At 35.6% G+C, this 24,540-nt stretch carries 28 protein-coding genes; 18 read left to right on the plus strand and 10 right to left on the minus strand.

Annotated features, from left to right (window positions below; genetic code table 11):
- Positions 1 to 4: 4 nt before the first annotated feature.
- On the minus strand, positions 5 to 622 hold the full coding sequence (locus tag H6W53_RS20450; RefSeq protein WP_185209372.1) for a hypothetical protein: 618 nt from the start codon (positions 620 to 622) through the stop codon (positions 5 to 7).
- Positions 619 to 942 carry a PadR family transcriptional regulator gene (locus tag H6W53_RS20455; protein WP_076396392.1) on the minus strand — a complete coding sequence of 108 codons (324 nt, stop codon included), beginning with the start codon at positions 940 to 942 and terminating at the stop codon, positions 619 to 621. The genes H6W53_RS20450 and H6W53_RS20455 overlap by 4 nt, the downstream gene beginning before the upstream one ends.
- Positions 943 to 1,024: 82 nt before the next feature.
- On the opposite strand from H6W53_RS20455, the gene H6W53_RS20460 reads away from it, so the two are divergent.
- Complete coding sequence (locus H6W53_RS20460) at positions 1,025 to 1,552, plus strand: 2'-5' RNA ligase family protein (RefSeq protein ID WP_185209375.1); 528 nt, start codon at positions 1,025 to 1,027, stop codon at positions 1,550 to 1,552.
- 56 nt (positions 1,553 to 1,608) lie between these two features.
- A complete protein-coding gene (gene ruvC / locus H6W53_RS20465) occupies positions 1,609 to 2,163 on the plus strand; it encodes a crossover junction endodeoxyribonuclease RuvC (RefSeq protein WP_076396396.1) in 555 nt (184 codons plus the stop codon).
- A gap of 41 nt (positions 2,164 to 2,204) precedes the next feature.
- On the opposite strand, the gene H6W53_RS20470 is transcribed toward ruvC, so the two are convergent.
- On the minus strand, positions 2,205 to 2,615 hold the full coding sequence (locus tag H6W53_RS20470; RefSeq protein ID WP_116099400.1) for a hypothetical protein: 411 nt from the start codon (positions 2,613 to 2,615) through the stop codon (positions 2,205 to 2,207).
- A 168-nt stretch (positions 2,616 to 2,783) separates the two neighbouring features.
- On the opposite strand from H6W53_RS20470, the gene H6W53_RS20475 reads away from it, so the two are divergent.
- The 4 genes from H6W53_RS20475 to H6W53_RS20490 all read left to right on the plus strand — a co-directional run bounded on the left by H6W53_RS20475 (position 2,784) and on the right by H6W53_RS20490 (position 5,602).
- Positions 2,784 to 3,854 carry a DUF4407 domain-containing protein gene (locus H6W53_RS20475; RefSeq protein WP_185209377.1) on the plus strand — a complete coding sequence of 357 codons (1,071 nt, stop codon included), beginning with the start codon at positions 2,784 to 2,786 and terminating at the stop codon, positions 3,852 to 3,854.
- A 122-nt stretch (positions 3,855 to 3,976) separates the two neighbouring features.
- Entirely contained in the window at positions 3,977 to 4,570 is a 594-nt protein-coding gene (locus H6W53_RS20480) for a phage tail protein (RefSeq protein ID WP_087707115.1), read from the plus strand.
- Positions 4,571 to 4,579: 9 nt separating this feature from the next.
- Positions 4,580 to 5,278: a T9SS type A sorting domain-containing protein gene (locus tag H6W53_RS20485; RefSeq protein WP_087707112.1), complete on the plus strand. Its 699-nt coding sequence runs from the start codon at positions 4,580 to 4,582 to the stop codon at positions 5,276 to 5,278.
- Positions 5,279 to 5,419: 141 nt separating this feature from the next.
- Positions 5,420 to 5,602, plus strand: a complete 183-nt coding sequence (locus H6W53_RS20490) for a bacteriocin-like protein (protein WP_087707109.1) — start codon at positions 5,420 to 5,422, stop codon at positions 5,600 to 5,602.
- 286 nt (positions 5,603 to 5,888) lie between these two features.
- Here the strand turns inward: H6W53_RS20490 and guaB are convergent, their stop codons facing one another.
- The 7 genes from guaB to H6W53_RS20525 all read right to left on the minus strand — a co-directional run bounded on the left by guaB (position 5,889) and on the right by H6W53_RS20525 (position 12,151).
- On the minus strand, positions 5,889 to 7,349 hold the full coding sequence (gene guaB, locus H6W53_RS20495) for an IMP dehydrogenase (protein ID WP_185209379.1): 1,461 nt from the start codon (positions 7,347 to 7,349) through the stop codon (positions 5,889 to 5,891).
- A 167-nt stretch (positions 7,350 to 7,516) separates the two neighbouring features.
- Positions 7,517 to 8,023, minus strand: a complete 507-nt coding sequence (locus tag H6W53_RS20500) for a DUF4252 domain-containing protein (protein ID WP_185209381.1) — start codon at positions 8,021 to 8,023, stop codon at positions 7,517 to 7,519.
- A 25-nt stretch (positions 8,024 to 8,048) separates the two neighbouring features.
- Entirely contained in the window at positions 8,049 to 9,320 is a 1,272-nt protein-coding gene (locus H6W53_RS20505; protein WP_185209383.1) for a DUF4252 domain-containing protein, read from the minus strand.
- A 61-nt stretch (positions 9,321 to 9,381) separates the two neighbouring features.
- Complete coding sequence (locus H6W53_RS20510) at positions 9,382 to 10,050, minus strand: hypothetical protein (protein ID WP_185209385.1); 669 nt, start codon at positions 10,048 to 10,050, stop codon at positions 9,382 to 9,384.
- On the minus strand, positions 10,025 to 10,534 hold the full coding sequence (locus H6W53_RS20515; RefSeq protein WP_076396412.1) for an RNA polymerase sigma factor: 510 nt from the start codon (positions 10,532 to 10,534) through the stop codon (positions 10,025 to 10,027). Before H6W53_RS20515 ends, H6W53_RS20510 begins: the two co-directional genes overlap by 26 nt.
- Before the next feature lie 99 nt (positions 10,535 to 10,633).
- Positions 10,634 to 11,794: a GlmU family protein gene (locus H6W53_RS20520; RefSeq protein ID WP_185209387.1), complete on the minus strand. Its 1,161-nt coding sequence runs from the start codon at positions 11,792 to 11,794 to the stop codon at positions 10,634 to 10,636.
- Between the two features lie 105 nt (positions 11,795 to 11,899).
- Positions 11,900 to 12,151, minus strand: a complete 252-nt coding sequence (locus tag H6W53_RS20525) for a type B 50S ribosomal protein L31 (RefSeq protein ID WP_002976190.1) — start codon at positions 12,149 to 12,151, stop codon at positions 11,900 to 11,902.
- Positions 12,152 to 12,333: 182 nt separating this feature from the next.
- Here H6W53_RS20525 and H6W53_RS20530 point away from each other — a divergent pair, with 182 nt between their 5' ends.
- From H6W53_RS20530 to H6W53_RS20585, 12 genes are all read left to right on the plus strand, one after another.
- Positions 12,334 to 13,746, plus strand: coding sequence for a hypothetical protein (locus tag H6W53_RS20530; RefSeq protein WP_185209389.1), 1,413 nt, complete (start codon positions 12,334 to 12,336; stop codon positions 13,744 to 13,746).
- Between the two features lie 2 nt (positions 13,747 to 13,748).
- On the plus strand, positions 13,749 to 13,940 hold the full coding sequence (locus H6W53_RS20535; protein WP_185209391.1) for a hypothetical protein: 192 nt from the start codon (positions 13,749 to 13,751) through the stop codon (positions 13,938 to 13,940).
- Complete coding sequence (locus H6W53_RS20540) at positions 13,941 to 14,267, plus strand: nucleotide pyrophosphohydrolase (RefSeq protein WP_185209393.1); 327 nt, start codon at positions 13,941 to 13,943, stop codon at positions 14,265 to 14,267.
- An 88-nt stretch (positions 14,268 to 14,355) separates the two neighbouring features.
- On the plus strand, positions 14,356 to 15,585 hold the full coding sequence (locus H6W53_RS20545) for a 3-phosphoshikimate 1-carboxyvinyltransferase (RefSeq protein WP_185209395.1): 1,230 nt from the start codon (positions 14,356 to 14,358) through the stop codon (positions 15,583 to 15,585).
- The gene (locus H6W53_RS20550) at positions 15,582 to 16,022 is read left to right on the plus strand and encodes a hypothetical protein (protein ID WP_185209397.1); all 441 of its coding nucleotides are present in this window, start codon (positions 15,582 to 15,584) and stop codon (positions 16,020 to 16,022) included. The genes H6W53_RS20545 and H6W53_RS20550 overlap by 4 nt, the downstream gene beginning before the upstream one ends.
- 6 nt (positions 16,023 to 16,028) lie before the next feature.
- Entirely contained in the window at positions 16,029 to 16,823 is a 795-nt protein-coding gene (locus H6W53_RS20555; protein WP_185209399.1) for an SDR family oxidoreductase, read from the plus strand.
- A gap of 318 nt (positions 16,824 to 17,141) precedes the next feature.
- A complete protein-coding gene (locus tag H6W53_RS20560; RefSeq protein WP_185209401.1) occupies positions 17,142 to 18,746 on the plus strand; it encodes a hypothetical protein in 1,605 nt (534 codons plus the stop codon).
- Between the two features lie 236 nt (positions 18,747 to 18,982).
- Positions 18,983 to 19,561, plus strand: a complete 579-nt coding sequence (locus H6W53_RS20565) for a hypothetical protein (protein WP_116099387.1) — start codon at positions 18,983 to 18,985, stop codon at positions 19,559 to 19,561.
- A 97-nt stretch (positions 19,562 to 19,658) separates the two neighbouring features.
- Entirely contained in the window at positions 19,659 to 20,459 is an 801-nt protein-coding gene (locus tag H6W53_RS20570) for a WxL protein host-binding domain-containing protein (RefSeq protein WP_116099386.1), read from the plus strand.
- A complete protein-coding gene (locus tag H6W53_RS20575; protein ID WP_185209403.1) occupies positions 20,452 to 23,193 on the plus strand; it encodes a hypothetical protein in 2,742 nt (913 codons plus the stop codon). The genes H6W53_RS20570 and H6W53_RS20575 overlap by 8 nt, the downstream gene beginning before the upstream one ends.
- Positions 23,190 to 23,723 carry a hypothetical protein gene (locus tag H6W53_RS20580; protein WP_185209405.1) on the plus strand — a complete coding sequence of 178 codons (534 nt, stop codon included), beginning with the start codon at positions 23,190 to 23,192 and terminating at the stop codon, positions 23,721 to 23,723. Before H6W53_RS20575 ends, H6W53_RS20580 begins: the two co-directional genes overlap by 4 nt.
- Before the next feature lie 55 nt (positions 23,724 to 23,778).
- The gene (locus H6W53_RS20585) at positions 23,779 to 24,243 is read left to right on the plus strand and encodes a hypothetical protein (protein WP_228457848.1); all 465 of its coding nucleotides are present in this window, start codon (positions 23,779 to 23,781) and stop codon (positions 24,241 to 24,243) included.
- Positions 24,244 to 24,540 lie beyond the last annotated feature (297 nt).

Raw genomic sequence — 24,540 nt, forward strand, 5'->3', positions numbered from 1 at the left:
AATTTTAAACTAAAACATTAATTTTCTTTGAATTGAAATACAATAACTGAAGCTGAACCGCCAAAGAATATACCGATAGAAATTTTGAAACATTCATATCCATGATTTTCCAGTTTTCTGCTGTTATAAAAGATCCAAAAGCAAAGATCAGCACTCCGAAAAGAAGATTTCTAAGCAGTAAAGGATGAAAGCTCATGGCGATATAATTGGAAAATTTCATCTTTTTAGCAATGAAACTGTATGCCAAAAGAATTGCTAAGCTTCCCAACAATACAATCTGAACTGTAAAAAAAACATCCGTATTTAAAAACATTATGAATGTTGCTGCTGTTGCAAGAATGAAAGAAAAAATACCAATCTTTCTAAACCTCTGCTGTAAAATAACTTTTTCGATTCTGGCTACTTTTTTGAACGAAATAAAATCTGCGTTTACCATTTCCAACTCATTCTTCCAACTGATTTTAGCTTTCAGAAAAGCCTCGGGAAAACTTAAATTTTCAGACAGCATCAGATGACTGATCTGGGAAATAAAATGATCTTTCACTTCAGCTAAAATCTGAGCAGTCAGCTTTTTTGAATTCAGATATAATTCTATTTGATGTTCCTGTTCTTTGGTTATCATATATTAAAAATCGTATTGAGGTTAAATAAATAATTTTTCATTTCTGCTTCCTGTTCTGCCTGCTGCTTTTTCCCTTTTTCGGTCAGAAGATAATATTTCCGGTCTCTTCCGTTGATCTTCTGGATTTCAGACAAAATCATTCCTTCCGCTTCCAGCTTATGCAAAAGCGGATACAGCGCACCTTCCGTCATTTCCAGTTCGCCCTGCGTAAGTTCTTTGGCGCGCTGCGTGATCTGGTATCCATACATCTTTACTTCCTTGGCAAGGAGCTTCAGGATGATGTTTTGGAGGGTTCCTTTATAAAGACTGTTCTTTTTCAATATCTCATCTTTTATACCTAGCAAATCTATACATAATTTTCTTATGCATCATTATTAATTTTAAAATTCTTAATTTCAATCAATGAAAAAGATGTATTTCATCGCCATTTATCCGCCACAAAAAATTATTGAAGAAATAAAAATATTCAAACAGGATTTTGCATTACACTACGAAAATTCCAAAGCTCTGAAAAATGAAGCGCACATTACTTTGTTTCCGCCATTTTCCAGAGAGGTTACTTCAGAAAATGACATTCTAGAAGCTTTTCATAAGATTAATACTGCTGTTTCTCCTTTTGAAATTGAACTGAATGGTTTCGGAAGTTTTGCCAATCCAAAAAATCCTGTGGTTTTTGTGAGACCTGAAAACAATGAACAATTAAATGAACTTTATCTTCGGGTGAAGGAAATATTCAACTTTATCGATTATTCTTTCCACCCTCATGTCACGGTGGGTTTTCGAAATCTGACGTGGGAAAACTATCTGAAAGCATGGGAGAAATATCAAGATAAAGAATATAAAACTAAATTCTTAGTTGATAAAATCACTTTGCTTCGACATGATGAAAACTGGATTCCTATTGCAGAAAAGAAACTGGAACTGCTGTAAAATATGATTCAAAAAATTTCATTCTTAAAAGTCTGAAAGTTCATATCTTTGAAGCAATGATTGCAGAGAAGATTATTTTAGGAATCGACCCGGGAACAACCGTGATGGGTTTTGGGATTATTTCCATAAAAAAAGGAAAAATGGAAATGATTTCCATCCATGAATTATTGCTGAAAAAGTATCCGAACCACGAGACCAAACTTAAATATATTTTTGATAAAACTTTGGCGCTGATTGACGAATTTCATCCTGATGAGGTTGCTCTTGAAGCTCCTTTCTACGGAAAAAACGTTCAGAGTATGCTGAAACTAGGTCGCGCGCAAGGCGTTGCGATGGCGGCAAGTCTTCACAGAAATATCCCGATAACAGAATATTCTCCGAAAAAAATAAAAATGGCGATCACCGGAAACGGAAATGCCAGTAAAGAACAGGTTGCAGGAATGCTCCAAAGTCTTTTAAATCTGAAAGAATTCCCCACAAAATATCTTGATGCTTCCGATGGATTGGCAGTTGCGGTATGTCATCATTTCAATTCCGGAACAATAGCCGATACAAAATCTTACACTGGTTGGGAAAGCTTTTTAAAACAGAATCCGGACCGGCTGAAATAAAAATCACTCACAGATAAATATTTTGTGAGTGATTGATTGGTTTACTTTGTTTTGTATTCTTCGGGGGTAATTTTAAAATCGGCGGTCGGTTTTCCGTTTTTATCATAGTAACTATATACCATGGTTACATCATTATCCCTGAATTCTTTAATCTCCGGCGAAGTTTTAATAACTCTTAAAGCTCCTTCTTTCGCATTGTTTTTAAAAACTTGAATTTCTTCAGGACTTACACTTTCTTTTACATCGTCAGTCAGGGTATAATTATATTTAAAAATTTTTCCCGGCTGTACGGAAACGCTGTCGAGACGCACTCCGTCGGCAAGATTCTGAGGTGTCGTTTTGTTGATGTTTGCGGCAACTTCTTTCAGATCATCATCTATCGATTTTTCTTTGGTACATGAAGTAAGCGCAAACGAAGCCATTGCCAGAGAAAGGCAGATTACATTTTTCATATTTTGATATTTAGTGATTATACATAAAGATAAGAATATTTTATTTAATAAATTTAATTAATTGATTTACAGCAAAATAATAAAACAAACCTATATACTTGGTAAAACATAATACTATCTTTTACATTGGTATGATTTTTAGTAGTACATTTGTATAAATTTTCTATCATGAAAAACAACCAACAAACTATAAATCAGGTGAATCATAAAATAAACTGGTTCCAAAAGTTTCTGATGGTGTGTTCCGGAGGAAACATTCATATTCTGAGAAAAACGCCGAGCGAATGGAACAAATTTGCGGGAATCGGAGGAATTGTACTGTTTACCGCTGTATTTGCAACACTTTCCGCAGGTTATGCGATGTATACGGTTTTCGATGACATCTGGACAGCAATTGGCTTCGGTGTTTTATGGGGTTTAATGATTTTTAATCTGGACCGATACATCGTTTCTTCCATCAAAAAGACAGGAACATGGTGGAATCAGATGTTAATGGCGATTCCCAGATTAATTCTGGCGACTTTTTTAGGAATTATCATCTCAAAACCTCTTGAACTTAAAATTTTTGAAAAGGAAGTAAACAAACAACTGAATACCATCATTCAGAGAAATAAAAAGCAGCTTCAGGGCGAGATGAACGGAAGAATTCTTCAGCAAAGCGGACCTTTTGAGACTGAAAAGAAACAACTCTCTGATAAAATCGCCAACTATCAAAAATCTTATGATTCCGCTTCTGTAGAGCTTGAAAAAGAAATTTTAGGAAAGCAATCCGGATTAACAAGCGGAAAAGAAGGTTTCGGTCCCAATGCAAAACGAAAGCAGGAACTGAAAGAACAGAGAAGACTTGATCTGGAAAATTACCAGAAACAGGTTGCTCCCAGACTGGAATATTTAGATAAAGAAATTTCTAAGGTATATACCAATTTAGAAACAGAGAGAAAATCTACCGAAACCTTTGAAGATAAATTCAATGGTTTTGCAGCAAGATTACAGGCTTTGGATGAACTGGGAAAAAATTCAGCCATTATTGGTTTAGCTGCCGCTTTTATTATGGGACTTTTCATCTGTCTTGAAATTTCTCCGGTTTTGGTTAAATTAATTTCCCATGTTGGACCTTACGATTATCTTTTAGAAAAAACAGAAAATGATTTCAGATTATATTCAAAAGAAAAAGTGGAAAAAGGCAATGCTTTAACAGATTTCAGGATAGAAGACTTTAAAGATAAACTTCAAAAATAACCTATTATTAGTAACAATATAAGCCTTTCAGAAACCTCTGGAAGGTTTTTTTATTAATATAACAAAAATATGTAGAATAATATCTACCTTTACAACACCTAATTAAAACTAATTTATTCGTCATGAAAAAACTTGTATTAGGATGCACATTGCTATTGAGCATGGCATCTACTTCTGTTTTAAAAGCACAAGCTTCAGAGCCTTTTTTAGGGCAAATCGCATTCGTACCTTACAATTTTGTTCCGAAAAACTGGGCTGCCTGTAACGGACAGCTTTTACCAATTTCGCAAAATCAGGCTTTATTTGCACTGTTAGGAACCACTTACGGAGGAAACGGAACCACAACATTCGCTTTACCTGATATGAGAGGAAGAGTTTTGGTACACGAAGGACAGGCTCCGGGAGGACCTACCAACTACACGATGGGACAAAGCGGAGGAACAGAATCTGTAACACTTCAGGTGACACAAATGCCGCCTCACTCACACACAGTAAATGCTGTAACCGCAGAAGGAAATCAGAATTCTCCTACGAATAATCTTCCTGCCGATACAAAAGGATTAGATAAAGAATACTCTGATGCTGCTGCAAATACAACCATGAAATCTACGATGGTAAACCAGACAGGAGGAGGACAGCCACACGAAAACAGACCACCTTTCGTTACTCTGAAGTGTATTATTGCTTTACAAGGTATTTTCCCGTCACAATTCTAAAATATCAGCATGAAAACTCTTTATCTTTTATGTCTTGCTTTGGGCGGTTCTGCCTTTGCACAGACGATCACCTTTAACGGTTGTCATAATATATTTGATAATCAGAACTTTGTTTTTACAAAAACGGGAGTAGACGCCTTTAATAAAGGGATATATATTACAACACCTTTAGACGGACAACCTTGTGGCGGCTTAGGAACCTGCGAATTTAAAATTCAGTGGAATAATACATTAAGCAGATGGGAATTCCTTGCTGATGAAGGATACGGAACTTTTTCAAGCCCAAACTTAATTTACTATAATTCTACAGGTAACAATAATTTCGTACAAAATCCACCATCAATTACTTTTGGAACCTGGGTTGAGAATACATCATTTACATCACAAGCCGGAGGTTGCGGAGGAAATCTTACGACTTCCAATGCGACCATGACGGGAGATTTGCACAGTACATCTCTTGCGGCTTCAGATGTCAGAAACAATGATTCTAAAATTCAGATCTTCCCCAATCCTGTTGCTGAGATCATTAAAATTTCAGGGATAAAAGACGGAAAATCTGTTCAGATCTATAATATGGCCGGACAAATTGTAAAATCTGAAGAATTTAATGAAAAAGTAAACGTTTCTGAACTAAGCGCAGGAATCTATCTTTTGAAGATTAATACTAAAAATTTCCAGACTCACGAATTTAAGTTTGTGAAGAAATAAAATTTTATTATATGTGATAAGCCTTCGCCAAAAGCGGAGGTTTTTTATTGAAAATTAAATAATTCACAACTTTAAGATTTTTTAAAAATGAGAAAATATTTTTTATATATTTGATATGATACAAATCAAAATTAATCTATTATGAAAAATCTTAAAAAAATTTCAAGACAAAGCTTAAAAAGCATTAAAGGAGGATTCAAAATGTGTGATGCAAACCAGGAAAACTTCGGATGCGGAGATTCATCTATTTTTTGTTGCGGACCTGGAGGATGCAGAAGAATTCAGGATCTTCCGCCAGGATCTTGTATCGTTTCTCCGTTTTAATAAGATTAGAAGCCATTGCTGTTGCAGTGGCTTTTTATTTTCAATAAAAATTATCCGATTATCTGTTATTCATCACAATTCTTAATTTTAAACTCAAGAATCACAAGTTCTTTAATTATCAACTGTTTATTAAATTCACAAGGATATTCTACCCGCTAATGAATTAGAGGATTTTCTAAATTATAACAAATTACAGACATCTACAAAAATTATAATCAGGACAAAAACCAAATAAAAAAGCTACCTCAACAGTGCTGAGATAGCTTTTAGTGTATTTAATTTATTATTATAAAGAGTAATTCGGAGCTTCCTGCGTGATGATGACATCGTGCGGGTGAGATTCTTTCAATCCGCTTCCTGTGATCATTACCATCTTGGTATCGTTTTGTAACGCTTCAATATCTTTAGCACCGCAATATCCCATTCCTGCTCTCAGACCTCCTGTTAACTGGAAAATTACTTCTTCCAGAGATCCTTTGCTTGGAACTCTTCCTTCGATTCCTTCCGGAACGAATTTCTTAGCCTCACTCTGGAAATATCTCTCTTTTCCTCCTCTCTTCATCGCAGAAAGACTTCCCATTCCCTGATAAGTCTTGAATTTTCTACCCTGGAAAATAATTTCTTCACCCGGAGCTTCATCCGTTCCTGCCAAAAGCGAACCTAACATTACAGCTCCTGCTCCACTCGCAATCGCTTTTACGATATCTCCAGAAAGCTTGATTCCACCGTCTGCAATTACAGCTACATTTTTTGTTTTTGCGTATTCGTAAACATTGTAAATTGCGGATAACTGAGGAACTCCAACTCCTGCAACCACTCTCGTTGTACAGATAGAACCGGGACCAACTCCTACTTTCAGAACATTGGCTCCGGCTTCGATTAAATCTTTAGCCGCATCAGCCGTTACGATATTTCCTCCAACGATATCCAGATCAGGATATGCATGTCTTATTTCTTTAATTTTGTTTAAAACTCCGATGGAGTGTCCGTGAGCAGAATCAATACCGATGATATCAACACCAGCTTTTACAAGTGCTTCAATTCTCTCCAGTGTATCTTCTCCTACTCCCACTCCTGCTCCAACGATTAATCTTCCGCTCTGATCTTTGTTCGCGTTTGGATATTCTAACTGATTGTCGATATCTTTTATGGTAATTAATCCTACCAGTTTGTTTTCAGCATCTACGATCGGAAGCTTTTCCACTCTGTTTTTAAGAAGAATTTCTTTCGCTTTCTCCAGATTGGTATTTTTATCAGAAGTAATCAGCTTTTCTTTCGTCATGATCTCTTCCACCTTCATCTCAAGATTTTCCTGATATTTTACATCTCTGTTGGTGATGATCCCGATTAAAATATTTTCGGCGTCTACAACAGGAAGTCCGGAGATTTTATATTTCGCCATTGTTTCTTTAGCCTGAGCCAAAGTATGATCTTTTGAAAGGGTAACAGGATCTGAAATCATTCCGTTTTCCGAACGCTTTACACGATTAACCTGTGCAGCCTGTTCAGCAATTGTCATGTTTTTATGAATAAATCCTAAACCTCCGACTCTTGCCAGTGCAATTGCCAGTTCAGCTTCTGTAACAGTATCCATTGCAGCGGAAACAATCGGAACATTAAGCGTAATTTTGTCGGTAAGTCTTGATTTTAAAGAAACCTGATTAGGTAAAACTTCTGAATAAGAAGGGACTAGAAGCACGTCATCGAAAGTGATGGCTGTCTCTACAATTTTGTTATGAATAGACATCTTTACTTTCTTGCAAAATTAAGGTATTTTACCGAAATACGAAAATCGATTTTCATAGTTTAAATAAAACTTAATAATCAATAACTTAAATCAAAAAACCGCTCCTTTTTGCGGAACGGTAGTTTGTATAAAAAAACAATTCAGTGATATGATTTGATGATAAAGTGTTATTTATCGGATGCCGAAGCAATCATTTTTGATATATCATTGGCTGTAAAATTTCCGCGAACATCTAAAAAAACAAGTTCTTTATCTGAATTTACAGTAATCAGCATATTTTTAATAATATCATCTTTCTGTTTCACCCGGATATTTACATTTTCTCCATTATGTTTTATGGTTGCCCATTCTTCATAATTATTGTTATTTAAATACTTTGCAAAATCATTCAGCATCGATTTATCTCCGTTTTCAACAGTCAAAACTTTAATTTTAGAGACTTTTCTAATCAGGCGGATTACCTCTTCATTATCTTCACCATCTTCTCTTAATGCTTTTTTAATAACAGGTTTTGCTAAAAACATCGGAACATTGATGGTGGTAAATTTTGCCCCTTTAAAATCGTTTCCGGAATCTGAAAAGTAAGCCATTTTACCGGCTCCCGAAGAAACTATACAGGATTGTAACGTGAACATCGCACAGGCGATAAGAAAAAGGTGTTTTAATATTTTCATGGCAATTTGGATTTAAATTAAATTTTTAGTTGATGGGTTTTAAACTTCCGCCTGACATTTTGCTGATGTCTGAAGTAATTTCCGGATTTCCTCTGTATCGGATGGTTCCGCCTGATGAAGCCTTCGCTTTTAATTTATCTACCGCATTTACAGAAAGGTTAGATCCTGAAGTAGATTCCGCTTCCACCTGATTTGCCTGAAATGCTTCGCCATTACAAACCGCACCGCTACTGACATCAAAAGCTGCTGTTTCTGCTTCACCTTGAATACTTGTATCTGAACCGCTTGATCCTTTAAATACTAAGCTTCTGGAATTTACCTCAACTTTCACGCTTGTTCCTGAAGATGCTTCCACTAAAGCATTATTCGAAATATTGAATTTACCTTTCACTACAGAACCTGAAGATGCATCAATGGTAAGGTTATTTTCTTTTACAGAATTAATCGTGGTGAAAGTTGCTCCTGAAGATGCTTTAATGTTTTCCATTCTTGGCGAAGAAACGTTGACACTGATGTTTTTAAATTTTAAATTTTTCTGTCCTTTGTTATCAACATACACTTTCAGAACCCCGTTGTCAACTTTTGTAATAATGTACTGAAGCTTATCGGCATCGGCAATTACCTTTACATTGGTAGGACTTTCCTGCTTGAACACCAGATTAACACCTGTACTCACCTGAATTCCTGAGAACTCGCCTACATTTCTGGATTCGCCATTCAGATAAGAAGAGGTATTTTCCGAAGTGAGGTTATTTCTGGTATTGGTAACCGGATTTGTTTTTGTTTCTGTAGAATTGATGATTTTATTGATATCATTCATCGAAAGTTTTCCGTCCAGTTTTACAAGAATATTTTCCTCTCCTCCGCTATCGATGCTCAATAACAGATCATCCAAAATTCCGTTTTTCTCTTCTGCTGAAAGAAATTTTATTTTAGCTCCGTTACTGTTCATCGTCATGATTTCACTGTACTTAAGATTGCTTAAATAAGAAGAAATGTCTTTGTTGATCTGCGACAGCTTCTGTCCTTTCGCAGAACTTCCGTCCTGTGGTTTTTCGGCAATGAAAACTTTCAGTCCGTTAATTTTGGATAATAACGGTTTTATCTGATCCAGTTCAGCATCTCCCAAGTCCAGATTGCTCAGCATTCCGAACATCGGTTTGGCAATTTTAATGGACGTTACTCCTTCCACTTCCTGATATTTATCAAAAAGCTGATCTAACTTATCTTTTTCCTGCCCGTAAATATTAAAGAAATGGGAAAAAGCGAGTGCGAATATTATGAATACTTTTTTCATGAGTCAATTTTTTATTTTGGATTATCAGTGCCTGATCAGGTGCATAATCTTTTAAGGTTAATTAATAATCGTCATCCACGACAGTTGGTTTTGCTAATTTTTCACTAACGTTATTTGCAAATATTTGAAATGAATACTTAGTCACATTAATCGCTTCTTCTACATTTTCGATTCTTTTTCCGTTAACGATAACGTAAGAATCTTTATATCCTGTAGAATCCGCAGCTTTAGAGGAGTTATATACATACTTCGGTTTTCTTTCTTTCTTCAGCCTTCCTCTTTTCGGTAAAATTTCATCCAGATAATCTTTCTCGGCAACCGGATTTTCCTGAAGTACAGAATCTTTTTTCGCTCCGGAAACGGTATCATTCGGCAGGTTTACCGCTACCTGTTCCGTATGTTCACTGTTTTCTTCGATGAAATTATCTTTTTGTTTCTTTATCTGGTTTTCAACCAACTGAGCCTGATTTTCCACATTTGAATTGTGAGTATAATTAAAAATCAGACCAACACTCAACAGCAAAACTACGCTTGCAGCCATCCAGAACCATTTCGGGAACGATGGTTTTGTTTTCGTATCGATAGGGACGATCGGCGTTATATTTTCCTGAACCTCATCATTTTTTTCTTCCGTTTTTTTCAGAAAATCATTAAAATCCCAGTTCATTTTTTCTTCCTTTAAATTCTGGAAGATTTCGTCGTATTTATCTTGAAATTTGTCGTTGCTCATAACTCATCAATTGTGAAATTTGTTCTTTTACTTTTTGTCTGGCCCGCATAAGATTTACTCTTACTGCATTCTCCTCCATTTCCAGCATTTCTCCGATTTCCGAGACTTCATATTCTTCTACATCCTTCAAATGGATTACCATTTTCTGTTTCTCAGGAAGCTGATTAATGAAACCGATAATGTGTTCCTTTAAATTATTGACTTCCATACTGTAAAGCTCGGAACGGTGAAGCTGCATATCTGCAAATCCCAGCTTTACATCGTGATGCTTCAGTCTGTTCAGGCACTCGTTCCGGACCGATTTCAGAGCATAGGATTTTAAATTCCCAAACTGCTCCAGCTCTTCTTTCTTCTGCCAGAATTTAATCATAAGATCCTGCACCACGTCTTCTGCTTCATCACTGCTCATGACAAACCTTTTCGCAAAGCGATACATCTCATCTTTGAGAATGAATACCGTACTTCTGAAAGTTTCTTGGGTCATAAGTTTTGTTTCTATAAGTAAGACAACCGGATTTTACATTTTATTACATTAAAAATAAAAAAACTTCAAAAAAATTTGAAGTTTCCTTTATTGATCGCATTAATACGCATCAAAAATATGTTTAAAAATAGCCTTATCCTCATCCGTTAAAGGCACTTTTCTTCTTGCCATTGCCCGTTCTGCAACTTCGTAGGCTTTGTCTAATTTAAATTTCTCATCGCCTTTAAAACCTCCCCACGAAAAATTTTCCACCAGATTCGGAGGGAAACCTTCTTTGAAAATATTGGAAGCAACTCCTACAACTGTTCCTGTATTTAGTTGCGTGTTGATGGCTGTTTTAGAATGGTCGCCCATAATTAAACCTGCAAACTGCAATCCTGTATCTTCAAAAGATTTGGTTCTGTAGTTCCACAATTTTACAGAAGCGTAATTATTTTTAAGATTGGAAGAATTGGTATCTGCTCCCAGATTACACCATTCTCCGATCACCGAATTTCCAACAAAACCGTCATGACCTTTATTAGAATATCCAAAAATGATGATATTATTCACTTCTCCGCCCACTTTGCAATGAGGACCAATTGTTGTTGCTCCGTAAATCTTCGCGCCTAAATTAAACTTAGACTCTTCGCAAAGCGCAATCGGACCACGAAGATTACAGCCTTCCATTACCTCAGCATTTTTCCCGATATAGATTTTGCCTGTTTTTGTATTGATGGTCGAAAACTCAATCTGAGCTCCTTCTTCTATAAACAGATCTTCTTTATTTCCCAAAAATCCATTGGTTGAAGAAAGCTCCTGAGAAACCCTGTCTTTTGTAAGCAATGCAAAATCGAAATCTATAGCTTCTTTATTATAGGTAAAAAGATCCGTCGGTTTTTTAAAGAAAATAAGCTCTTCTTTAATGTCCGTCATTTTCTCAATCTGATGCAGAGAAAAACCCTCCATATTGATTTTTGCAGCGACTAACTCATCTTCATACACCAATGCTTCTCCCTGTTTCAGATCTTTGATCTGCTGAATAACATTTTCTGTCGGTAAAAAATTCGCTACCAGAAAAAGACTCTCTTTTTTTGCAGGCTCAGGAAATTTTCCCTGCAGATACATCTCCGTAAAGAAAGAAATCTCGGTGTTTTCTAAAATTTTCTGCCATTTTTCGGAGAAAGTAAGGATTCCGCATCGCATTTCTGCAACGGGACGTGTAAAAGTAAGCGGAAGAAAATCTTCCCAATATTGTGCATCTGAAAATACTAATTGCATCGTTCAGTTTTTAGTTTAAAATTCAATGTTTAACGTCTAAACAAAAATACAACAAAAAAGTCCTCCGGAAACCGAAAGACTTTTAAATATTGTGGCAACAAAAAATTACTTAGCGAATTTTTTGTATTTGTTCATGAACTTATCAACTCTACCTGCAGTGTCAACTAACTTCACTTTACCAGTGTAGAAAGGGTGAGAAGTTGAAGAGATTTCCATTTTAATCAATGGGTATTCTTGTCCTTCGTACTCGATAGTATCTTTTGTTTCTGCAGTAGACTTGCAAAGAAACACCTCGTCGTTACTCATATCTTTGAAAACAACAAGTCTATAATTTTCTGGGTGGATTCCGTTTTTCATAATACAATTTTTAAAAAATTAAAGTTTGCTTTCGAAATAGTAATGGATATTTCTCTGCTAATTTTAGGGTGCAAAAATACAATAATTTTTTAAAATTACAAATAGACGATCAATATTTTTTTCTTCATAAGAAATTCAAAGTATTTTCGTTAAATTTGAAATCTATTTAAACTTTAATTTCGATGAAATTCAAATTATTACTGGCTTTTTCTTTCTGGATGCTTGTTATGGCTGTATCTTGTAATAAGGACGACATCAGTTTCGATGCTCCTTCGCAGGAATTAAGCTTTTCCAAAGACACGGTTTTCTGCGATACGGTTTATCATCAGGTTCGTTCAGAAACATATGCGGTAAAAGTATATAATAACGAAGACAAAGATATTCTGATCCCGAGAATTTATCTACAAAAAGGGGCAACTTCTCTGTATAAGATCAATGTGGACGGAAAACCGGGATATGATTTTAAGGATGTCCCCTTAAGAAAAAAAGACAGTCTTTATATTTTCGTTGAAATTGCACCGGAAGCGAGCGGTCCTGAAGCGATTGCCGAAGATAAAATATTATTTCAGAGCCCAGTAGGACAACAACAGGTTGTATTGTTCTCCGTGGTTCAGGATGCGGAATTTTTTATAAAAACACCTACAAATCCTAACATTATTACTTCAGATGCAACATGGAATAACAATAAGGCAAAAATTATCTACGGAGATTTAACGATTGACCAGAATGTTATCCTGAATATTCAGCAGGGAACAAAAGTGTATTTCCACAAAAACAGCGGAATGAAAGTGCTTTCGGGAGCCACACTGAACATCAACGGTACTTTAGCCAACAATGTTACGCTTCGCGGAGACAGAAATGATCCTGCATACGATACGATTCCTAAAAACTGGAATTCTATTAAAATGGAAGCAGGTTCTACCCTCAATATGAATTATGCAAGACTTTTCGGAGGAACAAAAGGTCTTGACATGAAACAGACCAATGCCAATATCAGCAATTCTTTTATCCACACCTTTCAGGAATATGGGATTTATGCCGTTGCTTCTACCATTACTGCAAAAAATCTTGTGATGAATAATTGCGGAGAATCTGCGGTAGGAATTTTCAAAGGAGGAACGCATAACTTTACTCACTGTACGATTGCCAATTATTCGGATCTTCTGCATTCTTACAACCGAAACGGAATTTTAGCCGCCAACGAATGGACGAATGCATCCGGAGTAAAAGAATACGGAGCACTGATCTTTAATTTAAGAAACAGCATCGTGTATTCCGACCGTGACAATTCGGTTAATTTTGAGCAGACCCCGCCAAACTTATTTAATTTTACCATTCAGAACTGTCTCATCAAATATTCCGGAACTTCGGAAGCCGGTTTTGATTTTAATACAAGTCCGGGAGTTATTCAGTCACTTAAAAATTTGGATCCGCTGTTCGTTAACTATTTTGCTGCACAGATGAATCTGAGAGTAAAACAGAATTCTCCGGCAATTGGAAAAGGAAGTACAGCCGTTGCGGCAACGGTTCCGACAGATATTGCGAATGTTTCAAGAACTTCAAATCCTACAGTGGGAGCTTACCAATACTTTTAAAAATGGATTTTGATATTGTAAAAATCGGGGCTTTTGCCGTTTTAATTATTGTGTATCTCACGGTAAGAAAACTTCTGAAAAGATTTGCAAATTTTACCGGGAATATCGGAGATTCTGCCTATCATGAAGAAGAAATAAAAACACTGGAAGCGAAAATAATTGCATTAGAAGAAAAGATCAATAACAAACCATAAATGGAAATTACACTTCTGCAGCAACAGGTTGACGAATGGATCAAGACCATTGGCGTTCGTTATTTCAATGAACTGACCAATATGGCAATGCTAACCGAAGAAGTAGGCGAAGTGGCAAGAATCATCGCCAGAAGATATGGAGAACAAAGCGAGAAGGAAAGCGACAAAAGCAAAGATTTAGGCGAGGAATTGGCAGATGTTCTGTTTGTAACGTTATGTTTGGCCAATCAGACCGGAGTTAATCTGCAGGAAGCTTTTGACAGAAAAATGAAGATCAAGACGGATCGCGATAAAGACCGCCATCAGAATAATGAAAAATTAAAATAGCTGGATGCCGGAAGTTGGAAGCCGGAAGTTTTTAAACTAAACTTTTCACCTCCATCTTCCAGCTTCGAGCTTCCAACTTAGAAGAACAATGAAGAAGCTAGAAAAATCAAAATTACAGGAAAACAAGACCATACAGATCAGCGGTTCGAAAAGTATTTCGAATCGTTTGTTGATTTTAGAAAGTCTGTTTAAAAATATAGAAATCGGGAATTTATCGAATTCTCAGGACACACAGCTCCTGAAAAAAGCCCTGTCTGAAAATTCGGAGATTGTGGATATTCATCACGCGGGAACGGCGATGCGTTTCCTTACTTCCTATTATTCTATCCAGGAGGGAAAGACAACGATTCTTACAGGTTCCAAGAGAATGAAAGAAAGACCGATCAAAAATCTGGTTACCGCTCTGCAAAATCTGGGTGTCGAAATCGAATATCTGGAAAATGAGGGATTTCCGCCTCTTAAAATTCAAGGAAGAAAAATTACGGAGACCAAAGTAGATGTTCCGGCGGATATTTCCAGCCAGTTCATCACCTCTCTTCTTCTGATTGCCGGAAAACTGGAAAACGGACTTGAAATAAATTTAGTCGGCAAAGTGACTTCAAGGTCTTATATTGAAATGACGCTCAATATTTTAACCCGATTCGGAATTAAAAGCAGCTTCATCGGAAATACGATCAAAGTTAAAAAATTTGATATGAATAATCAATCGTCAATTATCAATTATGAAGTCGAAAGTGACTGGAGTTCGGCATCTTACTTCTACTCTTTCGCTGCGTTGGGAAGAAAAGCCATTCATTTAAAAAGCTTTTACAAAGAATCTACACAGGGAGATTCGGCGATTGTAAAAATTTATGAAGAATTTTTCGGAATTAAAACGACTTTCACAGAACAGGAGCATAAAGTAATGCTTGAGCCGATTGAAGGATTTCAGTTTCCCAAAAAGATTATTCTGGATATGAATAATTGTCCGGACATCGCCCAAACACTTTGCGTAACCGCAGCAGCTTTGAAAATCCCTTTTGAAATTTCAGGATTGGAAACTTTGCGTGTAAAAGAAACCGATCGTCTTTTAGCTTTACATAATGAACTAAAAAAGCTGGGTACGCAAACAGAATTTACAGATTTGACGATTAAATCTATTGGTTTCAACGAACCTCAGGAAAATATTTCCATTGCAACGTATCAGGATCACAGAATGGCGATGAGCTTTGCGCCGTTTTGCCTGATCAAAGAATTAAATATTGAAGAGGAAGATGTTGTGGAGAAATCGTATCCTATGTTTTGGGAGGATTTAGATAAAATTCTTACACACAAATGAAAAAAGGATTAATTTTTCTTCTTTTTAGCATTTTGATAATATTTTTACTGAGCTTGATCATTCTGAAGAAAGATTATCAAATCATAACCTCCGAAATTGATAAAAAAACTAATCATTTTTATCCGAAAGACTGCTTTATGAAATTTGAAAACAAAAATTATCTTATCACTAATCGTTGGATTTACAGATGGCAAATTTTATCAAAAAAAATAACACCCCACTCAGAAAGCATTCTCGTAGAAAAATTTGATTTTTTTGAGCATCATTATTCTAAAGAAGACAAAAAATATATGTTTTTACATTTGGATAATAAGAAAGATTCTATAATATACAATGGCAGATCTTACACGATTGATCATGTTAGTGGAGACTCAAGTTTTTCTAAGATTAATGATAATGAAATTATTATTTTTATAAATTCAAAAAATTTAGACTAAAATTAAATGTCAAAAACCATCATCATCACCGGAACTTCCTCAGGAATTGGTTTCGTGTTAGCAGAATATTTCGGGAAGAAAGGTCATAAAGTTTATGGCTTAAGCAGAAAACACACCGAAAGTCAGTATTTCAAATCGATTCCGACGGACGTTACAGATAATGAAGCCGTACAAAATGCGATTGCTGAAGTCTTGAAAACAGAAAACAGAATCGATGTTCTGATCAACAATGCCGGAATGGGAATGGTAGGAGCTGTGGAAGATTCTTCCAAAGAAGATATTTTGAAACTGTTTAACCTGAATTTGGTCGGAGCTGTACAAATGATGAGCGCCGTGATGCCGAAAATGCGCGAAAATAAATTCGGACAAATCATTAATGTTTCCAGTATCGGAAGTGAAATGGGATTGCCTTTCCGAGGATTTTATTCGGCTTCAAAATCGGCTTTGGATAAAGTAACGGAAGCCATGAGATACGAAGTGTATCCTTGGAATGTAAACGTATGTTCGCTTCATTTGGGAGATATCAAAACGAATATTGCAGAAAACAGGGTGAGAACAAAAGTTTCAGAACCTTACAAAAATGTTTTCGATAAAGTGTATGCTTTAATGAATTCTCACGTGGGCGACGGAACAGAACCTCTGGAAGTTGCAGCATATGTAGATCAGCTTTTAAGCAAAAATAAATGGAAATCACATTATTATTTTGGTAAATTCGGACAGAAAATCGGAGTTCCGCTGAAATGGATTCTTCCGCAGGGAACTTATGAAAATCTGATGAAGAAATACAATAAACTGACTTAGTTTCAGTTATTTTAAAAAAAAATAAATCTAATGAATATTTAAAAAGTTGTTTGATTATCCGTCATTCATCATAATGCTTAATTTTAACGCAAAGATCGCTAAGATTCTTTTTATATACCAACTGTTTTTAAGTTCGCAAAGGCGTTTCACTCAGCAAAGAATTCAAAGGTTTTTCAATGATGACAAATTACGGACAATCATTAAAAGTTAAGATCGTTCCTAAGAAAACTTATTCTGTTATCCTAAATGTGTAAAATTTAAGTTTAGCTTACTATCTTAACTTCTTAAATAAAATCTTAATGGTTTAAAAATGTAACATTGAAATTAATTTTAAAAATATTTTTTGTACTGTTTTGCGTTTTTGTACAGGCGCAGAAGAAACATTATTTCCTGATCGATTCTGAAACCAAGGTGAAGAAAAAGGTAAAAGATTCTGCTTCAGCAGTGAAGTTTCTGGATTCTCTGGCTCAGACCAATTACTTTTTCACCCAGTTGAAAGAAGTCAGAAAAAAAGGTGACAGCACAGAAATATTTTATAATAAAGGGAAGAATTTCAACCAGACTTACGTTAATCTTTCAGATTCAATTTCAAATAAAACGAAGATTCAGAAAGAATTTTTCACTAAGAATTTAGATTCAACAAAAAGGAGCATCAACAAAAAGTATATTGATGAAGGCTTTGCATTCAGCAGAATAAAATCGAAATACAAAGGGCAGAAAAACGGTTATCCTATTGTAGAACTCAACATCAACAAGAACGATAAAAGAACCATTGATAACTTCGTGGTAAAAGGCTACACCAGTGTTCCGAAAAGATTCATTAAAAATCTTGAAAAGGAATTTAAGGGAAAAACCTATGATGACAAGAACCTGATTGCCATTAATAAGTCTTTCCAAAGCCATCAGTTTGTTGCTTTGGAGCGTCCTCCGCAAACGTTATTCACCAAAGATTCCACGAGCATTTATCTTTTCATGGAAAAGAAAAAAACCAACAGTTTTGACGGGGTCATTGGTTTCGGAAACGATAAAACGGATAAATTTACCCTGAACGGAACTTTGAATGTAAATTTCAGAAATATTTTCAACAGTTTTGAGCTCATCAATCTTTACTGGCAGAGAAATCCCGATAAAGGACAGACTTTTGATCTTCAGACCGATATTCCTTACCTTTTTAAATCCAATGTAGGTCTTAATATGAAGGTGAATATTTTCCGTCAGGATTCTACTTTTGCCAATGTAAAGGCACTTCCGGCATTTTATTACCATCTGAACTCCCGAAATAAACTGGGACTGAGAGGAACTTTCGAAAGTTCCAGCATCATCGATACGTTGTATGTTCAGGGTAAAGATTACAACAAAAAAGGAATCGGAATCTGGTTTGAAATGGTAGAGCCGACCGATATTGATCTTTTCCTTTATAAAACAAAAATTAATGCGGGATACGATTATTTAACGACCACTTATACCAAAGACAATATAAAATCTCCGCAGAATCAGTTTTACTTCTTTGGAGAGCACAATTATCATATCAACGGAAATCATTTCCTCAACATCAAAGCGGAAGGAGCGATGATGGATTCTAAAATCGACTTTTCTGCCAATGAATTGTACCGTTTCGGGGGCTGGAATTCCATGCGGGGTTTCAATGAAAACTCTCTCGCCGCCGATTTTTATTATTATGGAAGTTTAGAATACCGTTATCTCATCGGAAGTCAGGCATTTTTTGATGTTTTCGGGCAGTACGGACAGCTCAATAATAAATCTCTGAATGTAAAACCCAAACTCTACAGTGTCGGGCTCGGTTTTAATTTCTTTATTCCGATCGGGTTGATGAGTTTCCAGCTTTCTAATGGTAACGAGTTTGGAAATCCTTTTAAATTCAATGATATTAAAATCCACTGGGGAATTCTGAGCCGGTTTTAAAAGTTATTTTTAGCTGATTATTTTTAAATAGATAAACAAAAATCTCATGTAAAATTGTGTGAGATTTTTCTTTTCGTTGATGCAAATTGTAAAAAATCAATAATTCAATCATTTATTTAACATATAATTTACATTTATAAAATACTGATTATTAAATGGTAATAATAAAAATTTATTATTAAATATTTTTATATTCAATTTAAAATTATTAACTTCACAAAACTAAATATATCACCATGAAAAGATTTAAGTTCACTTTAGCTTTGTCTTTAGTCGCAATTGCAGTATCTTCTCACGTAAGCGCACAAGACACTAACACAGACAATCACACGATAACGATTTCAGTTCCGGAAGTAGCTTTGGTAGATATTGAACCTGCCGCAAGCAAAAACATTACTTTAGGATTTACAGCACCTACAGAAGCCGGAAACCCGATCGTAGCAAACGCAGCCAATACTACGTTATGGCTTAATTACTCTTCCATAAAATCTGTAGCAGATCCTACCCGAAATGTTTCCGTAAAACTTAATGCCGTTATTCCGGGGGTTGATATCAACGTAACCGCTGCAGCGGCAACAGGATCGGGAGGCGGAACTTTAGGAACTCCTTCTGCACAGCTTACCTTAAGCGCCGCAGACCAAACCATTATTTCCGGAATCGGAAGCGCATATACCGGAAACGGAGCAAATAACGGACACAATCTTACCTATGCTTTAGCTCCCGGAAGTGGTCCCGGCGGAGTTGCTGCCTACGCAGATCTCACAGCTGCGGCAACTACGGTTGCAACCGTTACTTACACGATCTCGGACAATTAAGAAATACATTTTCCGATATACAGACAGGAAGAAGTTGCAGAAATTTCTTCTTGGTCTTGCATAGTCTTTTGTCAAACTTAAAACTTTACATACAATTATGATAAAGCAGATCTTGCTATTTTCTTTTTTGATGCTTCAGTTTGTGTTTCTGAAAGCAGGAATTGTAGTACTGAACGGACTTTCCCATACCTATAAAGTGGAAAACGGAAAAATATACAAAGGCAAAATTGCTATTGAAAATACAGGAAGCCAGTCTCAAAGTGTAAAATTATTTCTTCAGGATTTCAGTTATCAGTCAGATGGAACCATTCAGTATTCTGCTCCTCATACAAACGTTAAAACCAATACAGACTGGATTAAAATGAACACCAATCTGGTAACGCTTAAATCCAAAGAAAAAACGGAAATCTATTATGAAATTACCGTTCCTGATCAACTTTCTGAACCCGGAAGCTACTGGAGCGTTATTATTGTAGAACCTGTGGAAGAAATAAATCCTAAAGAAAATAAGCAGGGAGTGAGCATAACTTCGATCATCCGTTATGCCATTCAGGTGATTACTGATCTTGTTGCAGAGCAAGCAAAACCTGATCTTAAATTCGAGGGAATAAAAATTGAAAAAGAAAACGGAAAACAGATTGTAAAGGTTGCCATTGCCAATAAGGGAAATCTGTATTGCAAACCGACGGTAGTAATGGAAATGTATGATAAAAAGAGCGGACAGAAAACCGGAAGCTTTACGAGTCAGGCAATGGGATTACTGCCTCAAACCTCAAAATCTTTTCATATTGATCTTGAAAAAACGCCTCCTTCTCTTTATAAGGCGGTTCTTATCGCAACAGACGAAGATGAAAATGCTTTTGCCCTTAATGTGGAACTAGAAGTAAAAAATGATTAAAAACGGTGCATTATATATTTTTATTTTATTTCCGGTAGTATTTTTTTCCCAGACAAAAAATGGTATTGGAAAAAAAGACAGTCTGATGCCGGGAACCACCACTTCTATTCCATTTGCACTGGAAAATAAGTTTTCCGAAAACAAAATCTACAATTTCACTGTAGAAACTTCCAGCCAAAATATCATTCCCATTTTAGCAAAAGGAGAAATAAAAATGTTACCGGAAGAAAAAACAGTTTATATTGTTCCGGTAAAAATTGCATCCGAAACTCCTCAGGGAAGATATAAAATTACTCTTCACGGAACTGAAAGCAAAACAGGCGATCAGTTTTTCAATGATTTTGAATTTGCTGTTTCGGGAAACAGAAAACTTTTACTCTCGACTTTAAATGCTCCTGAATTTGTAAGAGCGGGAGAAACAATTTTTTCTACATTTCTGCTAAAAAACAACGGAAACTTTAAAGAAAATTTAATTCTGGAAAGTAAAAACGCGCTGATTGATCAGGAAAATTCATTGATTTTATCTCCGGGTGAACAGAAAATAATAACTGTATCAAAAAAAACCAATCCGGATTTAAGTAAAAATGAATCTCAAAACATCATACTTTCCGTTTACTCGCGAGAACATCCGAAAGAAAATCTATCTGCTTATGCAAGTGTGAAGATTATTTCTGTGAAACCATCAGAGGAAGATATTTTTCACAGGCTTCCTGTTTTTGCCTCTCTTGCTTTTACAGGAATGGAAAACCGCGGCGATTATCAAAACGGATTTCAGGGTGAAATTTACGGTAAAGGTAGTCTGGATAAAGAGAATAAAAATCTGGTGGAATTTCATGCAGTCACAAAAAATCCTGTTGAATTTAATTCTTTCACGAAGTATGAGGAATATTTTGTGAACTATAAAAGAGAAAACCTGTACATTCATGTCGGAGATAAAAATTATTCTTCTTCATTTTTAACGGAATATGCAAGATATGGACGTGGAGCGGAAATTCAAATCGATACAAAAAAGATGAGTTTCGGAGGGTTTTATAATCACCCCAGATTTTTCAGAGATATTCAGGATGAATTTAATGTGTATTCAAAATTTAAAATCTCAAAAGCGTCTGAGATTACAGCGGGATATTTATATAAAATTCCCCGTAAAGACCATCAAACATTAAGTTTTAGTAATTTCAGGCTGGATTCTGACGCACAGCTTCCGTATGTAACCGGAAAATTTCAATTAAATAAAAACATAGAAGTTTCCGGAGAAATCTCTTACAGCAAAACTCAACAGACAAAGGGAAATGCTTTCATGATACAAACGGTTGCGAATTTTAATAAAATCAGCGGAAATATAATGTATATGCGTACAAGTCCTGAATATGCTGGATATTTTAATAATACGAGTACTTTTAACGGAAATATTCAGTACAGGATTTCAGAAAAAATAAATATCCTTGCCAATTTTGTTCAGGATGCAAAAAACTTTCAGCGCGATACTCTTTTTCTTGCTGCTCCTTACAGAAAATACCTTCATTATGGAATTCAGTACAGATATGCGAAAAGAGGATCTTTTACTATTTTTAATGGATTTCAGCGATACGAAGACCGACTGAGTCCAAAGGAGTTTGATTATAAAGAACAGTTTTTCAGAATCAGTATCGATCAGCAGCTCGGCATTTTTCAATTCAATGTAGAAGGACAATTCGGAAAAACAAAAAATTACCTTTTGAATTTTTCAGGTAATTCAAGTTTTTATACGGCAAACATCGGCTTTGAAAAATTCAGAACTTCATTCAATATCTATGGAAGTTATGCCGTTACTTCAAGATATCAGATGCAAAATCAGAAGCAGGTTTATTACGGAGCAAGAATTCTGAGCAGGATTTCTCAAAAGACAAGTTTTAGTTTATTTTATCAGAACAATTATATGCCTGAAGAATATTTTGCCGACAGAAATTTATTTGAACTTTTGTATCATCAGGAAATATTTCAGGGACATGAATTTGATCTCTCCGGAAGATATACTTTACAACGCGGAGAGCTGGGAAATAAAGACTTTATCTTTTCTCTTCGCTATACGGCAAGATTAAATATTCCCACGCAAAAAACAGCGGATTACATTACGCTTTCAGGAACGATTATTAATTTAGGCGTGAAAAAAGTGGACGGAATAAGAATTCTACTGGGGCAGTATTTATCTGTAACGGATAAGAATGGAAATTTTGTATTCAAAAATGTAATTCCCGGTGATTATATTCTGGACATCGATCGTTCTACAACGGATATTAATGATATTTCAGACATTAATCTTCCTGCTTCTTTGCATTTAGCCAATAAAGAAAATATTTTCAATTTCGGATTAACCACAGCTACAGGAATTCAGGGAAAAACTGAGTATTCGGAAAATGCTCAATCTAACTTCATCGGATTATCCAACAAAAAAGATCGTAAGAAAAAAGAAAATATCATCATTGAAGCTACAAACGGAAATCAGATTTATCGCAAAATAGTAATGATCGGAGAAAATTTCGATTTTACCTATTTAAGACCCGGAGAATGGAAAGTGAAAGTTTACAGAAACGGATTGGATAAGAAGTATAAAATTCCCGTAGAAAATTTTAATCTTACACTAAAACCTTCAGAAATTAAAAATGTAATTGTACATATTATAAAGCAGCAATCGGAAATAAAATATCAGCAGGAATCCATTAAAGTAAGTTATAACGAAGTAAAAAATCAAAAATGAATGTTCTGAAACCTTTGTTTTTATTATTTCTCATGATTTCCTGTGATTTTTTTTCTCAAACGACAGGAAGCAGAAACATTGCTGTCACCTTACCAATAGTTACACTTATGGATATTGAACCTTCCGGAACGATCAGTTTAAATTATACAGCCCCAACTGAAGCCGGAAATGCCATAACAGCGCCCGTTGCAAATACATCAAAATGGATTAACTATACTTCAGCAATTGCCCCTTCCGGATTATCTCGCAGAATCACGGCATCGGTTAACCAGACAATTCCGGGAATTGATATTAAAATTCAGGCAGCAATAGCTTCAGGTTCAGGAGGAGGAATATTAGGAGTTCCATCTGCACAGATTACTCTTACAACAGCAGCTCAGACTATAATCAGCGGTATTGGAGGTGCATTTACAGGTAACGGTTCCAATAATGGACATCAGTTAACAATGACTCTCGTAACCAATAATTATTCCAGCCTGGACTCAAGATCGAACACGCCGGTTATTATAACCTATACCATAACAGAATAAAGTTAAAATGATTAATTTAAAAAAATTTATTGTTAAAAATATATTCATTGTGATTATGACTGTATTTTCTAACTCATATTCACAACGCACATTAACTGTCGGGGGAACAAACTGGACGGTAACAATTCCATCTATAACTGAAGCGGGAAGTAATTACCAAGGAACATATGAAAGTTCTCCAAGCCAGATTATATTAGCTGCAAGTGTTCCATTATTACTCAGCAGTGGAAAAGTTAGTATGCACTATACAGCAAATCCTGTCTGGAATCCGAATCTCATTTTAAGTGCAAGAAGAACCGGCGACGGATCTACAACTTGTCTTTTATGTACAATTTCCGGAGGAACCACATACACCACAATTCCACTGACAACAGATATCGAATTATTTAGGATAACGGCAGTATTGGCTTTAGCAGCTTACTCCAACATCCCTGTACAGCTACAGCTTTCCGGAGTATCCGTTACTCTGCCTGCAACAAATTATAATAGCCAGATTGTTTTTACAATAAGTGCTCTGTAGAAATTTTCTTTACCAAATACAGATCATCTTTTCAGGAGCTTTATCCCGCTATCCACTTTTACTCCTCGCGCCCGGCTTTCCGAGCTAATGCCTTCTTTCCCACATCACGCTGCGGGGTAACCGTTTCACTTATGATAGGTAATGAGTAATGAGTAATGAGTAATGAGTAACGAAAGATAATTGATGAGTGATAAATGATGAATGATAAATGATTATATCCTCGGGTTTCTTTACTTTTCTTTTCTTACTTGTTCCTTTATCCTTTTACTTTTTACTTGGCTCTCTTACCCTTGTTTC

The organism is Chryseobacterium sp. C3 (genome assembly GCF_014218905.1).
GTDB classification, from domain to species: domain Bacteria; phylum Bacteroidota; class Bacteroidia; order Flavobacteriales; family Weeksellaceae; genus Chryseobacterium; species Chryseobacterium mucoviscidosis.

Excerpts from the sequence above, each read along its gene's own strand:
- H6W53_RS20540 (WP_185209393.1), top strand. The coding sequence starts at position 13,941 with ATGGAAATTACACTTCTGCAGCAACAGGTTGACGAATGGATCAAGACC.
- H6W53_RS20485 (WP_087707112.1), top strand. The coding sequence starts at position 4,580 with ATGAAAACTCTTTATCTTTTATGTCTTGCTTTGGGCGGTTCTGCCTTT.
- H6W53_RS20500 (WP_185209381.1), bottom strand. The coding sequence starts at position 8,023 with ATGAAAATATTAAAACACCTTTTTCTTATCGCCTGTGCGATGTTCACG.
- H6W53_RS20470 (WP_116099400.1), bottom strand. The coding sequence starts at position 2,615 with ATGAAAAATGTAATCTGCCTTTCTCTGGCAATGGCTTCGTTTGCGCTT.
- H6W53_RS20515 (WP_076396412.1), bottom strand. The coding sequence starts at position 10,534 with ATGACCCAAGAAACTTTCAGAAGTACGGTATTCATTCTCAAAGATGAG.
- H6W53_RS20480 (WP_087707115.1), top strand. The coding sequence starts at position 3,977 with ATGAAAAAACTTGTATTAGGATGCACATTGCTATTGAGCATGGCATCT.
- H6W53_RS20570 (WP_116099386.1), top strand. The coding sequence starts at position 19,659 with ATGATAAAGCAGATCTTGCTATTTTCTTTTTTGATGCTTCAGTTTGTG.
- H6W53_RS20555 (WP_185209399.1), top strand. The coding sequence starts at position 16,029 with ATGTCAAAAACCATCATCATCACCGGAACTTCCTCAGGAATTGGTTTC.
- H6W53_RS20460 (WP_185209375.1), top strand. The coding sequence starts at position 1,025 with ATGAAAAAGATGTATTTCATCGCCATTTATCCGCCACAAAAAATTATT.
- H6W53_RS20545 (WP_185209395.1), top strand. The coding sequence starts at position 14,356 with ATGAAGAAGCTAGAAAAATCAAAATTACAGGAAAACAAGACCATACAG.
- H6W53_RS20550 (WP_185209397.1), top strand. The coding sequence starts at position 15,582 with ATGAAAAAAGGATTAATTTTTCTTCTTTTTAGCATTTTGATAATATTT.
- H6W53_RS20505 (WP_185209383.1), bottom strand. The coding sequence starts at position 9,320 with ATGAAAAAAGTATTCATAATATTCGCACTCGCTTTTTCCCATTTCTTT.
- H6W53_RS20520 (WP_185209387.1), bottom strand. The coding sequence starts at position 11,794 with ATGCAATTAGTATTTTCAGATGCACAATATTGGGAAGATTTTCTTCCG.
- H6W53_RS20565 (WP_116099387.1), top strand. The coding sequence starts at position 18,983 with ATGAAAAGATTTAAGTTCACTTTAGCTTTGTCTTTAGTCGCAATTGCA.
- H6W53_RS20585 (WP_228457848.1), top strand. The coding sequence starts at position 23,779 with ATGACTGTATTTTCTAACTCATATTCACAACGCACATTAACTGTCGGG.
- H6W53_RS20535 (WP_185209391.1), top strand. The coding sequence starts at position 13,749 with ATGGATTTTGATATTGTAAAAATCGGGGCTTTTGCCGTTTTAATTATT.
- H6W53_RS20450 (WP_185209372.1), bottom strand. The coding sequence starts at position 622 with ATGATAACCAAAGAACAGGAACATCAAATAGAATTATATCTGAATTCA.
- H6W53_RS20575 (WP_185209403.1), top strand. The coding sequence starts at position 20,452 with ATGATTAAAAACGGTGCATTATATATTTTTATTTTATTTCCGGTAGTA.
- H6W53_RS20490 (WP_087707109.1), top strand. The coding sequence starts at position 5,420 with ATGAAAAATCTTAAAAAAATTTCAAGACAAAGCTTAAAAAGCATTAAA.
- H6W53_RS20510 (WP_185209385.1), bottom strand. The coding sequence starts at position 10,050 with ATGAGCAACGACAAATTTCAAGATAAATACGACGAAATCTTCCAGAAT.
- H6W53_RS20530 (WP_185209389.1), top strand. The coding sequence starts at position 12,334 with ATGAAATTCAAATTATTACTGGCTTTTTCTTTCTGGATGCTTGTTATG.
- H6W53_RS20475 (WP_185209377.1), top strand. The coding sequence starts at position 2,784 with ATGAAAAACAACCAACAAACTATAAATCAGGTGAATCATAAAATAAAC.
- ruvC (WP_076396396.1), top strand. The coding sequence starts at position 1,609 with ATGATTGCAGAGAAGATTATTTTAGGAATCGACCCGGGAACAACCGTG.
- guaB (WP_185209379.1), bottom strand. The coding sequence starts at position 7,349 with ATGTCTATTCATAACAAAATTGTAGAGACAGCCATCACTTTCGATGAC.
- H6W53_RS20525 (WP_002976190.1), bottom strand. The coding sequence starts at position 12,151 with ATGAAAAACGGAATCCACCCAGAAAATTATAGACTTGTTGTTTTCAAA.
- H6W53_RS20580 (WP_185209405.1), top strand. The coding sequence starts at position 23,190 with ATGAATGTTCTGAAACCTTTGTTTTTATTATTTCTCATGATTTCCTGT.